The organism is Pseudomonas sp. DW-iso17 (assembly GCF_058725345.1).
The window spans coordinates 1-12,978 of sequence record NZ_JBZXEA010000017.1 but is presented as its reverse complement, the minus strand read 5'-3'; the positions used below and the strand labels follow the sequence as shown (position 1 = coordinate 12,978).

Here is a 12,978-nt window from a genome sequence, read left to right as displayed (position 1 = left end):
AAGCAGGTTCAGAGCCTTATTGGTCGTCGAAGTACCGCTCATGCCAATCCACCAACGGCTGCGGTGAATTGAGCTTCTGCCCGTAGATCACCGAATAAGACAGCACGTTCTGCACATACTGGCGGGTTTCGTCGAAGGGGATGCTTTCCACCCACACGTCGAAACTCAGGTGGTCTGCGCCGCGCAGCCATTGGCGCACGCGGCCGGGGCCGGCGTTGTAGGCAGCGGAGGCGAGCACGCGGTTGCCGTTGAACTGGCTGTGCACCTGGCTCAGGTACGCAGCACCGAGCTGGATGTTTTTATCCGGGTCCAGTACCTGGGCCGGGGAGGCCAGGGGGATACTGAACTTGCGCGCGGTTTCCTTGGCCGTGCCGGGCATCAGTTGCATCAGGCCGCTGGCGCCGACGCCGGAGCGGGCATCGTCCATGAACGCGCTTTCCTGACGGGTGATGGCAAAGATCCAGCTGGAGTGCAGGCCGCGTACCTTGGCTTCGCGCACCAGGGTGTCGCGGTGGGCCATCGGGAAGCGGATGTCCAGGTCGTCCCAGTACTGCGCCTGGCTGATGGTGCGGATCGCCGGGAAGTACCACTTCATGTCGTAGGCCAGTTTGGCCTGGGCGACCATCTCGTCACGGTTGAAATGACGGCTGACGTGGTACCACTCGCGGCGACCGTCGACGATCTGGCCACGGGCGTAGAACTCCAGGGCACGCCGCACCCCAGGGGTATTGCGCACCTTGTTGACCAGCGCCTGGCTCATCACCAGCGGCTTGTTGTTCAACTGGTAAGGGGCTTTGGAGCGGTCAGCAGCGAGGAAACCGTAGAAGTCCCGCTCCTTGGCCACGTTTTTGTACAGCACCAAAGCCTGCGGGTTTTTCGGCTCGGCCAGCTCCAGGCTGCGTGCCTGCCAGTAGCGCCAACGGTTGGTGGTGGCCAGGTCCTGTGGGAGTTTGCGGGTCAACTGGTAGGCGTCTTCCCAGCGCGCCAGGCGCAACAGCAGGCGCAGGCGCCACTCGGAAACCGTATTGTCGCGTAACTCGGGGTCGTACTTGGTCATGACCTCCAGTGCGCGCGGGTCGAAGCGCTTGGCCAGGGTCAAGCCGATCTCGCGGGCAATCGAGACTTTTTCGTCACGGGAGAAGTGCATGCTGCTGGCGTAACCGTCGAGCAGCGACATGGCTTTGTCCGGATCCTGCCGCGCCAGGCGACGCAGGCCCAGGCCCACGGCGTCAGACATGGCCTCGGTGGCCGGCTGGAAGCGTGACGGGTCGCTGAGCATGTCGGGCTTTTGCGCCACATCCACCATCAAGCGACCTTGGGCGCCGAGGGTGGGTAGGGTTTTCACCAGGCTATTGGCCAGCGCGTAGTTACGCGCTTCGGCGGCGAGCTTGGTGCGCTCCCAGATCTTCTGCTCGGTGAGCTGGCCGGCAGCGGCCCATTGGCCAAACGTGGCGTCACAGGCGGCTGGCTGGGATTTGCCGGTCATCCACAGCTTTTCGGCAGTCTTGTAGCCTTCGGCCTTCAGGTTGTGGCTGAGCTGGTACTGGCCATGCAGACAGTCCAGTTCGACGAAATTGAGCTTGGTGTCGTAGTACTTTTCAAAAGTCTGCCAATCGCCGCGTTCGGCCAGCCAGCGCAGCCAACGCAGTTTCATCCAGTTGGCCTGGGGCAAGTCGCCGTGTTTGGCGAGGAATTGTTCGATTTCCTCGTTACTTGCGGTTTTCAGGCGCGCGGTCAGTTCGTCGTAGGCCAGGTAGGGCGTGAGCGGGTAATCGGCCAGGGCCTGGCTGTATTGCATGTAGGGGCCGCTGTCGCCCTTGGCCAAGGCACGTTTGGCTTGATCGTAATACTGGCGTTGAGTGGTGAGGTCCACCGCCTGGGCGGATTGAACGGCAGTGGCGGAAAGAAGCAGACAAGATAAAAAGTTGAAAAGGCGACTGCGCATGAGACGTCCGTGCAGAGAAATCACGACTAGCACCGGCACTGCCGACACTGATTGCCCCTAGCTTAGCCTTTTGCCAGCGGCCCGCGAAAGCTTTGCCGGCTGGTTCGTTCAAGTTCGCCGGAAATGTCCTACAGAACGTGTCAATAGAGAAAATGCCGACCGCATCCCACCCTCACATCAGGTAGAATGCGCGCCCAGTTTTTGGAGAAGCGTATGACCCTGCTCAAATTCAGCGATGTGTCCCTTGCTTTCGGCGCCATGCCGTTGTTGGACAAGGTGTCCTGGCAGATCGCCCGTGGTGAGCGGGTGTGCATCATCGGCCGCAACGGCACCGGCAAGTCCAGCATGATGAAGCTGGTAAAAGGCGACCAGAAGCCCGATGACGGCTCTGTCTGGCGTGCCCCGGGCCTCAAGATCGGCGAATTGCCGCAAGAATTGCCGGTGGCCGACGGACGGACAGTGTTCGACGTGGTAGCCGAAGGCCTGGACGGCGTTGGCGAGTTGCTCGCGCAATACCATCACCTGGCACAGAACTGCGTCACCGAAGAAGACCTGGACAAACTGATGCACGTCCAGCAAGACCTCGAAGCCCGTGACGGCTGGCGCTTGCAGCAACTGGTGGACAGCACCCTGAGCCGCCTGCAACTGCCGGCAGACAAGACCCTCGCCGAATTGTCCGGCGGCTGGCGTCGCCGTGTGCTGCTGGCCCAGGCCCTGGTGTCCGAGCCGGACCTGCTGCTGCTCGACGAACCGACCAACCACCTGGACATCGGCGCCATCGCCTGGCTTGAAGAAGCCATCAAGGACTTCCAGGGCGCCGTGCTGTTTATCACGCACGACCGTGCTTTCCTGCAGAGCCTGGCTACGCGCATCCTCGAGCTGGACCGTGGCGGCCTGATCGACTGGAACGGCGACTACGCCAGCTTCCTGGTGCATAAGGAAGCCGCCCTGGCGGCCGAAGAAACCGCCAACGCGCTGTTCGACAAGAAGCTGGCCCAGGAAGAAGTCTGGATCCGCCAGGGCATCAAGGCCCGTCGCACCCGTAACGAAGGCCGTGTGCGTGCCTTGAAAGCCTTGCGCGTGGAGCGCAGTGAGCGCCGCGAGCGTACCGGCAAGGCCAATATCCAGCTCGATACTGCCGACAAGTCGGGCAAGCAAGTGATGGTGCTGGAGAACGTCAGCTTCCATCACCCGGACGGCCCGTTCCTGATCAAGGACTTCTCCATGGTCCTGCAGCGCGGCGACCGTATTGGCCTGTTGGGCGCCAACGGTACCGGCAAGACCACCTTGCTCAAGCTGATGCTCAGCGGTCTGCAACCGACCAGCGGCAAGGTGGAAGAGGGCACTCGCATCGACGTGGCCTACTTTGACCAGTTGCGCCACCAGTTGGACCTGGAAAAGACCGTGATCGACAACGTCGCCGAAGGTCGCGACTTTATCGACATCGACGGCCAGAGCCGCCACGTACTCAGCTACCTGGGCGACTTCCTGTTCAGCCCGCAACGTGCGCGCACGCCGGTCAAGGCGCTGTCGGGGGGGGAGCGTGCGCGCCTGCTGCTGGCCAAGCTGTTCAGCAAGCCGGCCAACCTGCTGGTGCTCGACGAGCCGACCAACGACCTCGACGTGGAAACCCTGGAACTGCTGGAAGAGGTCTTGCTGACCTTCAACGGCACCGTGCTGATGGTCAGCCACGACCGGGAATTCCTCGACAACGTGGTCACCAGCACCCTGGTTTTCGAAGGCGAAGGCAAGGTGCGCGAATACGTGGGCGGTTATCAGGACTGGCTGCGTCAGGGCGGCTCGCCGCGCCTGCTGGGCGTGACCGAGAGCAAGTCGGGCAAGGCGGACCTGAACACGGCGGTGGTGGCTCCCGCCGCTGCCGAGGCGCCTGCACCGGCTGCTGACGCTGCGCCGGCCAAGAAGAAGCTGAGCTATAAGTTGCAGCGCGAGTTGGAAGCCTTGCCAGGCGATATCGACGCCAAGGAACAGCAGATCGCTGCGGTCGAAGCGGAAATGGCTGACGCCGGCTTCTACCTGCGCCCTGCGGCAGAAACCGCCAAGGTTATCGCCTCCCTGGAGACGTTGAACCAGGAGCTGGAAGCGTTGGTTGAGCGTTGGGCCGAGCTGGATGCCTGAGTGATCGAGCCGCAATAAAAAAGCCCGGCGCTCTTCTATGAGCGCCGGGCTTTTTAATATGAAATGCGATTCAACTGTGGGAGCTGGCTTGCCTGCGATAGCAGTCTGCCAGTTGATGCATCGGGTGGCTGATACACCGCTATCGCAGGCAAGCCAGCTCCCACATTAGACCTTTATCGGTCTTACGGACTCTTTATCAGTTTGACGGCCAATACATCGCACGGCGCGCCGTGCAATACATCATTGGCGGTCGAGCCCAGCAACAACGCCAAACCGTGACGACCATGGCTACCCACCACGATCAAGTCGCAAGCCTTTTCCTTGGCCAGGTGGTGAATTTCCTGGCGCGGTTGGCCGTATGTCAGGTGGCAGTCTTCCTTTTTCAGGTGCGGGTATTTGAGAATCAAACGGTCAAGGCGCTCCTTGGCCTGGTCAAATTGTTGTTGCTGCAGCTGGGAAAGGTCCATCGGCACGTCACCACCAAAGGCCATGGCCATGGGCTCGACGATGTGTACCAACGACAGTTTGGCGCCATTGGCAATCGCGGATTCCTGTGCGCGCTTGATCACTGGATCGCACTCTTCGGTCAGGTCGACAGCGACCAGAATATGTTCGTAGGGCATGAGGCGTTCCTCCAGAGGACTGCAATAAGTTCAGTATGGCTGCTTTCAAGCGGATGGGGTTGCCGCAGATCAAATCCGCTCATCTAGAAATTCGGGAGTACACATATGACGGTCTGGATAGTGGTGTCAATCCTTGCGGTGGTTTTGAGCCCCCTGGTATGGCTGCGACCTTCGCGCCAGCAGAGTGGGCGTATGGCCCTGCGCATGGAGGCACGCCGCATCGGCCTGGCCATGCAGTTGGCGCCTCAGGAATGGCCGCACTGGCTCAAGCAGGAGCCGCCGAGCCCCTGTGCGCAGTATTGCCGGCCACGACGCGGCAGCGCGCCCGCAACGTGGAGCTACTGGCAGCTGGAGCCGGGGCTATGGGTCAATCAGTGGCGTGAACCCTGTGTGGATGAGAAGTTGTTGCCGCATTTTGCAACGCTGCCGGCAAACGTCTACAAGGTCGAGGCCGACAAACAGATGATTGCTCTGTATTGGGGCGAAAAGGGCGACGCAAGCGTGCTGAAAGATATTGATACGCTGCTCAAGGCCCTGGCCTGACCCAAGCTCTGTAGGAGCGAGCCAGCTCGCTCCTACAGGAAAGCCAGGCAATAAAAAGCCCGACATCATCATCGGGCTGGAGGTGGCCAGGCAGGCCGGTAAATCTGCACATTGCCGCTAGCCTAGTCGTGTATTGCTTTCTGTACAGCCTTTTCCCACATCCTTTCCATTATTGATCCTGTGAATATTTGAATATTGACGGGTGGCGAGCCTATGGGCCGGGTTCTGAAATGACTGGAAAGTCGCGTTTTTCCTAGCCTTTGGAGCGATTGACAATTGCTCGGAATTGGATGAAGGTGGCGTACCCAAATCAAACGGGCGTATGAATTGAGCGTTTGCCTGTCAGACGACTCATACAAAACCCGACTATCGCACTGGCGGGTGTGCCTGGCGGATTGGCGTGAGCATTGATTCAACTGTCAATGTCAAACCAGAGACCAGCGTCCAGTGTGTACTGTTCAGCTTCCATATCGTGGAGATCAGTTGATGATTTACGAAGGTAAAGCCATCACGGTTAAGGCTCTTGAAAGTGGCATCGTCGAACTCAAATTCGACCTCAAGGGTGAGTCCGTCAACAAGTTCAACCGTCTAACCCTGAACGAACTGCGTCAGGCCGTAGACACCATCAAAGCAGATGCTTCGGTCAAGGGCGTGATCGTCTCCAGCGGCAAGGACGTGTTTATCGTCGGCGCTGACATCACCGAATTCGTCGACAACTTCAAGCTGCCCGATGCCGAGCTGGTGGCTGGCAACCTCGAAGCCAACAAGATCTTCAGCGATTTCGAAGACCTCAACGTGCCGACTGTTGCTGCCATCAACGGCATCGCGTTGGGCGGCGGCCTGGAAATGTGCCTGGCGGCAGACTTCCGTGTCATGTCCGCGACGGCCAAGATCGGCCTGCCGGAAGTCAAGCTGGGTATCTACCCAGGCTTTGGCGGTACCGTGCGCCTGCCGCGCCTGATCGGTGCCGACAACGCGATCGAATGGATCGCCGCCGGCAAGGAAAACAAGGCTGAAGACGCGCTGAAAGTCGGTGCCGTCGACGCTGTGGTGGCCCCCGACAAACTGGCCGAAGCCGCGCTGAACCTGATCAAAGGCGCCATCAGCGGCGAATTTGACTACAAGGCCAAGCGTCAGCCGAAGCTGGAAAAACTCAAGCTCAACGCCATCGAACAGATGATGTCGTTCGAAACCGCCAAAGGTTTCGTGGCAGGCCAGGCCGGCCCGAACTACCCGGCGCCGGTTGAAGCGATCAAGACCATCCAGAAGGCCGCGAACTTTGGTCGCGACAAAGCCCTGGAAGTGGAAGCGGCAGGCTTCGTCAAACTGGCGAAAACCTCGGCGGCCCAGAGCCTGATCGGCCTGTTCCTGAACGATCAGGAACTGAAGAAAAAGGCCAAGGCCTACGACGAAATCGCCAAGGACGTGAAACAGGCCGCCGTACTCGGCGCCGGTATCATGGGCGGCGGTATCGCCTATCAATCGGCGTCCAAAGGCACGCCGATCCTGATGAAAGACATCAACGAACACGGGATCGAGCAGGGCCTGGCCGAAGCCGCCAAGCTGCTGGTGGGCCGCGTTGATAAAGGCCGCATGACCGCTGCAAAAATGGCTGAAGTGCTTAACGGCATTCGTCCTACGCTGTCCTACGGTGATTTCGGCCACGTCGACCTGGTGGTCGAAGCGGTTGTCGAAAACCCGAAGGTCAAGCAGGCGGTACTGGCTGAAGTGGAAGCCCAGGTCAAAGATGACACCATCCTGGCCTCCAACACCTCGACCATTTCCATCTCGCTGCTGGCCAAGGCCCTCAAGCGTCCGGAAAACTTCGTCGGCATGCACTTCTTCAACCCGGTGCACATGATGCCGCTGGTGGAAGTGATCCGTGGCGAGAAGTCCAGCGAGCTGGCCGTGGCCACCACCGTTGCCTACGCCAAGAAAATGGGCAAGAACCCGATCGTCGTCAACGATTGCCCGGGCTTCTTGGTCAACCGCGTGCTGTTCCCGTACTTTGGCGGTTTCGCCAAGCTGGTCAGCGCCGGTGTGGACTTCGTGCGCATCGACAAGGTCATGGAGAAGTTCGGCTGGCCCATGGGCCCGGCGTATCTGATGGACGTGGTCGGCATCGACACCGGCCACCACGGTCGCGACGTCATGGCTGAAGGCTTCCCGGACCGCATGAAAGACGACCGCCGCTCGGCGATCGACGCGCTGTACGAGGCCAAGCGCCTGGGCCAGAAGAATGGCAAGGGCTTCTACGCCTACGAGGCCGACAAGAAGGGCAAGCAGAAGAAAGTGGCCGACCCGTCGGTGCACGAAGTGCTCGCTCCGGTCATCTACGAACAGCGTGAGGTGTCGGACGAAGACATCATCAACTGGATGATGATCGCCCTGTGCCTGGAAACCGTGCGTTGCCTGGAAGACGGCATCGTTGAAACCGCCGCCGAAGCCGATATGGGCCTGGTGTACGGTATTGGTTTCCCTCCATTCCGTGGTGGCGCGTTGCGTTACATCGATTCGATCGGTGTGGCCGAGTTCGTTGCCCTGGCTGACAAATACGCTGATTTGGGCCCGCTGTACCACCCGACCGCGAAGCTGCGTGAAATGGCCAAGAATGGCCAGAGCTTCTTCGGTTAAGCGCCCAATCGACTAGAGCGAGAATATTTATGAGCTTGAATCCAAGAGACGTCGTGATTGTCGACTTCGGTCGTACGCCGATGGGCCGCTCCAAGGGCGGCATGCACCGCAACACCCGCGCCGAAGACATGTCGGCGCACCTGATCAGCAAAGTGCTGGAGCGCAACACCAAGGTCGACCCGAACGAAGTCGAGGACGTGATCTGGGGCTGCGTCAACCAGACCCTGGAGCAGGGCTGGAACATCGCGCGCATGGCGTCGTTGATGACCCAGATCCCGCACACCGCGGCCGGCCAGACCGTCAGCCGCCTGTGCGGCTCGTCGATGAGCGCGCTGCACACCGCTGCGCAAGCGATCATGACCGGCAACGGCGATGTGTTCGTGGTCGGCGGCGTGGAGCACATGGGCCACGTCAGCATGATGCACGGCGTCGATCCTAACCCGCACATGTCCCTCTACGCGGCGAAAGCCTCGGGCATGATGGGCCTGACCGCGGAAATGCTCGGCAAAATGCACGGCATCACCCGTGAAGCCCAGGACGCCTTCGGCCTGCGCTCCCACCAACTCGCCCACAAGGCGACGGTGGAAGGCAAGTTCAAGGATGAAATCATCCCGATGAACGGCTACGACGAGAATGGTTTCCTGAAACTGTTCGACTACGACGAAACCATTCGTCCGGACACTACCCTGGAAAGCCTGGCGGCCCTCAAGCCAGCCTTCAATCCAAAGGGCGGCACCGTGACAGCCGGTACTTCCTCGCAGATCACCGACGGTGCTTCGTGCATGATCGTGATGTCGGCGCAGCGTGCCCAGGACCTGGGTATCCAGCCGCTGGCCGTGATTCGTTCGATGGCAGTGGCGGGTGTGGATCCGGCGATCATGGGCTATGGTCCAGTACCGGCCACACAAAAAGCCTTGAAGCGCGCAGGCCTTTCCATCTCTGATATCGACTTCTTCGAGCTCAACGAAGCTTTCGCCGCACAGGCCTTGCCAGTGCTGAAAGATCTGAAAGTACTCGACAAGATGAACGAGAAGGTTAACCTGCACGGCGGTGCGATTGCCCTGGGCCACCCCTTCGGTTGCTCCGGTGCGCGTATCTCTGGCACTTTGCTTAACGTGATGAAGCAAAATGGCGGCAACCTTGGGGTTGCAACCATGTGCATTGGTCTCGGCCAAGGCATCTCTACCGTCTTCGAACGCGTCTAAACGTTCGGTTGACGGAAGCCGGGGCCCAGTGCCCCGGTTTTTGTTTTTTGGAACTTTTAAATATTTTTTTTCAACAAATTTTGCATGAGGGCCAGAGCATGAAAGTCGAACCAGGGCTCTACCAGCATTACAAGGGGCCGCAGTACCGTGTTTTCAGCGTGGCGCGCCACTCTGAAACCGAAGAAGAAGTGGTGTTTTACCAAGCGCTGTATGGCGAATACGGCTTTTGGGTGCGCCCTTTGAGCATGTTCCTGGAGACCGTCGAAGTTGACGGCGAGCAGGTCCCGCGCTTTGCTTTGGTCACGGCCGAACCCAGTCTTTTTACAGGGCAATAACGGCAGGTCGCGCAGAATGCTGCGCTTGACCTCATCCGGTTGCCACTATATATAGCGTTGCCGCGTCAGGCGCCAACTGCCTTTCACTTCTCGAATTCAGGAATTTTCCGATCCATGGGCAAATCGCTGGTCATTGTGGAATCCCCGGCTAAGGCCAAGACCATCAACAAGTACTTGGGCAACGAGTACGTGGTGAAGTCGAGTATCGGCCATATCCGAGACCTGCCCACCAGCGGTTCGGCTAGCGCCAGCAAGGAGCCTGCCGCCAAGCGCGGCAAGGCCGCCGCGGGCGAAGGTCCGGTACTCACGCCTAAAGAAAAAGCGCGCAAGCAACTGGTTTCGCGCATGGGTGTGGACCCGGACCATGGCTGGAAGGCCAAGTACGAAATCCTTCCGGGCAAGGAAAAGGTCATCGAAGAGCTGCGCCGGCTCGCCAAAGATGCTGACACCATCTATCTCGCGACGGACTTGGACCGCGAAGGGGAAGCCATTGCCTGGCACCTGCGCGAAGCCATCGGCGGTGATGACAGCCGCTACAAGCGCGTGGTGTTCAACGAAATCACCAAGAAAGCCATCCAGGAAGCCTTCTCCAAGCCGGGCGAGCTGGACATCGACCGTGTCAACGCCCAGCAGGCCCGTCGCTTCCTCGACCGCGTCGTCGGCTACATGGTCTCGCCACTGCTGTGGGCGAAGATCGCCCGTGGCCTGTCCGCCGGCCGTGTGCAATCGGTAGCGGTCAAGCTGGTGGTGGAGCGTGAGCGCGAGATCCGTGCGTTCATCCCTGAAGAATACTGGGAAGTCCACGCCGACCTCGGCACTGCCAAGGGCGCCAATGTGCGCTTTGAAGTGGCCCGTGAAAAAGGCGAAGCCTTCAAGCCGCTGAACGAAGCCCAGGCCATGGCCGCGCTGGAGAAGCTCAAGGCCTCCAGCTACAGCATCGTCAAGCGTGAAGACAAACCGACCAGCAGCAAGCCGTCGGCGCCGTTCATCACCTCCACCCTGCAACAGGCCGCGAGCAACCGTTTGGGCTTCGGGGTGAAGAAGACCATGATGATGGCCCAGCGTCTGTATGAGGCTGGCTACATCACCTATATGCGTACGGACTCCACCAACCTGTCGCAAGACGCGGTGGCGATGGCGCGTACCTATATTGAAAGCGAATTCGGCAAGACCTACCTGCCGGAGAAGCCGAACGTCTACAGCAGCAAGGAAGGCGCACAAGAGGCTCACGAAGCGATTCGTCCGTCTGACGCCAACACCACGCCTGCCAAGCTGAGCGGCATGGAGCGCGACGCTGAGCGCCTCTACGAGCTGATCTGGCGCCAGTTCCTGGCTTGCCAGATGCTGCCGGCGCAATACCTGTCTACTACCGTCAGCGTGGGCGCGGGCGATTTCGAGCTGCGTGCCAAGGGCCGTATCCTCAAGTTCGATGGCTACACCCGTGTGATGCCGCAGATCGCCAAGCCTGGCGATGATGATGTGCTGCCGGATATGGCCCAGGGCGACACGCTGAAGCTGATCAAGCTCGACCCGTCCCAGCACTTCACCAAGCCGCCGGCGCGTTATTCCGAAGCCAGCCTGGTGAAAGAGATGGAGAAGCGCGGTATCGGTCGTCCGTCGACCTACGCGGCAATCATCTCCACCATCCAGGACCGTGGCTACGTTGCGCTGCATAACCGTCGTTTCTATTCGGAAAAGATGGGTGACATCGTCACCGAGCGTCTGTCGGAGAGTTTCTCCAACTTGATGGATTACGGCTTCACTGCCGGCATGGAAGAGAACCTCGATGACGTGGCCCAGGGCGAACGCGACTGGAAAAACGTGCTGGATGAGTTCTACGGCGACTTCAAGAAAAAGCTTGAAGTGGCCGAGAACCCCGAGAACGGGATGCGCGCCAACCAGCCGGTGATGACGGATATTCCGTGCACTACCTGCGGTCGACCGATGCAGATTCGTACCGCCTCCACCGGCGTGTTCCTCGGTTGCTCGGGCTACAGCCTGCCGCCCAAAGAGCGCTGCAAGGCGACCGTCAACCTGGTGCCGGGCGATGAAATCGCGGCTGACGACGAGGGTGAGTCCGAGTCGCTGGTGCTGCGTGGCAAGCACCGCTGCCCGATCTGCAGCACGGCGATGGACGCCTACCTGCTGGACGAGAAGCACAAGCTGCACATCTGTGGTAACAACCCGGATTGCAACGGCTACGAGATCGAAGAGGGCACCTATCGCATCAAGGGCTATGAAGGCCCGAGCCTGGAATGCGACAAGTGCGGCAGCGAGATGCAGCTCAAGACTGGCCGTTTCGGCAAGTTCTTCGGGTGCACCAACCCAACGTGCAAGAACACCCGCAAACTGCTGAAAAGCGGTGATGCGGCGCCGCCGAAGATGGATCCGGTGAAAATGCCCGAGCTCAAGTGCGAGAAGGTCAACGACACCTACATCCTGCGTGACGGCGCTTCGGGGCTGTTCCTGGCTGCGAGCCAGTTCCCGAAAAACCGCGAGACCCGTGCACCACTGGTGATGGAGATCGTGCCGCACAAGGACGAGATCGATCCGAAGTACCACTTCCTGTGTGAAGCGCCGAAAAAGGACCCGGATGGTCGCCCAGCCGTGATCCGTTACAGCCGCAAGACCAAGGAGCAGTACGTGCAGACCGAAGTGGACGGCAAGCCTACTGGCTGGAAAGCGTTCTACGACGGCGGCAAGTGGAAGGTCGAGGACAAGCGCCAGGGCGCTTGATCCGCTAGTCTGTTAACGCCAAAAGCCGTCTGTATAGACGGCTTTTGCTTACTGTAGGATTGAGCTTGTTGTGGCGAGCAAGCTTGCTTGCGCTGGGGTGCGAAGCGCCCCCAATAGCTGGCGACTGCTACGCAGTCGAGCGGGAGCAAGCTCCCTCGCCACAGCAAGCTCGCTCCTACCCAGCCAGCATCACGCCTATTCGTTGTGGAGATTGCCGTCATGGCCAACGAACTCTATACCCGTACCAATCAGAAAATTTACTTCGCGGGTTTATCCCTGGAGGCCCTTGGCCGTGCCGAGGAAGGGAAAGAGATGAACGCTATCGCGCTGGTACAGGCGGGGCGCGAAGCGGCGTTGTTCCACCTGTACGGTGCCTTGCTGGGGCTGTGCCATGAGATCGCCGGGTTCTACCGCCTACCCCAGGCCGGTGCGCCGCGTGCAGAAATGATCATGAATCGTGAAGTGCTGGATTCCATGGCAATCCCCGAGTTGGCCGAACTGGTGGAAGTGGCCCAAAGCCCCGACAGTTGGGTGGCACGGCTGCTCAAAGCCCATGCGGATATGTTTCAACCGCCGCGTATTCCCCATGTGCCCAAAGGTGATGTCACCCAGCCGCTGATCGTCGCCGTGGCCTTGGAGCAGGATGAGCCTAAGCCTTTGAGCCGTGAGGAGTTGGAAGGCTGGCGCCAGGAGCTGAAAAAGATGGCGCTGCGTTTTCGTGAAGGGCTCAACGAGTGCTGAAGGGGTTGCACTAAGCAAATGTGGAAGCTGGCTTGCCTGCGATGACGGCCTGCCAGCCGACACCTATCGATCTGATGCCC

9 protein-coding genes are annotated in these 12,978 nt (G+C 59.9%); 7 read left to right on the top strand and 2 right to left on the bottom strand.

Annotated features, from left to right (window positions below; all coding sequences use genetic code 11):
- Positions 1-16: 16 nt before the first annotated feature.
- Positions 17-1,945, bottom strand: a complete 1,929-nt coding sequence (locus AC4PS6_RS13695) for a transglycosylase SLT domain-containing protein (protein WP_014717506.1) — start codon at positions 1,943-1,945, stop codon at positions 17-19.
- Positions 1,946-2,158: 213 nt separating this feature from the next.
- Here AC4PS6_RS13695 and AC4PS6_RS13690 point away from each other — a divergent pair, with 213 nt between their 5' ends.
- Entirely contained in the window at positions 2,159-4,081 is a 1,923-nt protein-coding gene (locus AC4PS6_RS13690; RefSeq protein WP_020302894.1) for an ATP-binding cassette domain-containing protein, read from the top strand.
- A 182-nt stretch (positions 4,082-4,263) separates the two neighbouring features.
- Here the strand turns inward: AC4PS6_RS13690 and AC4PS6_RS13685 are convergent, their stop codons facing one another.
- A complete protein-coding gene (locus tag AC4PS6_RS13685; protein WP_014717508.1) occupies positions 4,264-4,704 on the bottom strand; it encodes a universal stress protein in 441 nt (146 codons plus the stop codon).
- Positions 4,705-4,809: 105 nt separating this feature from the next.
- On the opposite strand from AC4PS6_RS13685, the gene AC4PS6_RS13680 reads away from it, so the two are divergent.
- The 6 genes from AC4PS6_RS13680 to AC4PS6_RS13655 all read left to right on the top strand — a co-directional run bounded on the left by AC4PS6_RS13680 (position 4,810) and on the right by AC4PS6_RS13655 (position 12,898).
- Positions 4,810-5,247, top strand: a complete 438-nt coding sequence (locus tag AC4PS6_RS13680; RefSeq protein ID WP_019818247.1) for a hypothetical protein — start codon at positions 4,810-4,812, stop codon at positions 5,245-5,247.
- A 486-nt stretch (positions 5,248-5,733) separates the two neighbouring features.
- Complete coding sequence (fadB, locus tag AC4PS6_RS13675; RefSeq protein WP_005786151.1) at positions 5,734-7,881, top strand: fatty acid oxidation complex subunit alpha FadB; 2,148 nt, start codon at positions 5,734-5,736, stop codon at positions 7,879-7,881.
- A 29-nt stretch (positions 7,882-7,910) separates the two neighbouring features.
- The gene (gene fadA, locus AC4PS6_RS13670) at positions 7,911-9,086 is read left to right on the top strand and encodes an acetyl-CoA C-acyltransferase FadA (RefSeq protein ID WP_003189650.1); all 1,176 of its coding nucleotides are present in this window, start codon (positions 7,911-7,913) and stop codon (positions 9,084-9,086) included.
- A gap of 98 nt (positions 9,087-9,184) precedes the next feature.
- On the top strand, positions 9,185-9,421 hold the full coding sequence (locus tag AC4PS6_RS13665; RefSeq protein WP_003189651.1) for a DUF1653 domain-containing protein: 237 nt from the start codon (positions 9,185-9,187) through the stop codon (positions 9,419-9,421).
- A 114-nt stretch (positions 9,422-9,535) separates the two neighbouring features.
- Positions 9,536-12,157 (top strand): type I DNA topoisomerase, encoded by a 2,622-nt coding sequence (topA, locus tag AC4PS6_RS13660; protein ID WP_003189652.1) that lies wholly within the window; start codon positions 9,536-9,538, stop codon positions 12,155-12,157.
- A gap of 219 nt (positions 12,158-12,376) precedes the next feature.
- Complete coding sequence (locus AC4PS6_RS13655; protein ID WP_336826896.1) at positions 12,377-12,898, top strand: DUF6586 family protein; 522 nt, start codon at positions 12,377-12,379, stop codon at positions 12,896-12,898.
- Positions 12,899-12,978 lie beyond the last annotated feature (80 nt).

Excerpts from the sequence above, each read along its gene's own strand:
- AC4PS6_RS13655 (WP_336826896.1), top strand. The coding sequence starts at position 12,377 with ATGGCCAACGAACTCTATACCCGTACCAATCAGAAAATTTACTTCGCG.
- AC4PS6_RS13695 (WP_014717506.1), bottom strand. The coding sequence starts at position 1,945 with ATGCGCAGTCGCCTTTTCAACTTTTTATCTTGTCTGCTTCTTTCCGCC.
- fadB (WP_005786151.1), top strand. The coding sequence starts at position 5,734 with ATGATTTACGAAGGTAAAGCCATCACGGTTAAGGCTCTTGAAAGTGGC.
- AC4PS6_RS13685 (WP_014717508.1), bottom strand. The coding sequence starts at position 4,704 with ATGCCCTACGAACATATTCTGGTCGCTGTCGACCTGACCGAAGAGTGC.
- fadA (WP_003189650.1), top strand. The coding sequence starts at position 7,911 with ATGAGCTTGAATCCAAGAGACGTCGTGATTGTCGACTTCGGTCGTACG.
- topA (WP_003189652.1), top strand. The coding sequence starts at position 9,536 with ATGGGCAAATCGCTGGTCATTGTGGAATCCCCGGCTAAGGCCAAGACC.
- AC4PS6_RS13680 (WP_019818247.1), top strand. The coding sequence starts at position 4,810 with ATGACGGTCTGGATAGTGGTGTCAATCCTTGCGGTGGTTTTGAGCCCC.
- AC4PS6_RS13690 (WP_020302894.1), top strand. The coding sequence starts at position 2,159 with ATGACCCTGCTCAAATTCAGCGATGTGTCCCTTGCTTTCGGCGCCATG.
- AC4PS6_RS13665 (WP_003189651.1), top strand. The coding sequence starts at position 9,185 with ATGAAAGTCGAACCAGGGCTCTACCAGCATTACAAGGGGCCGCAGTAC.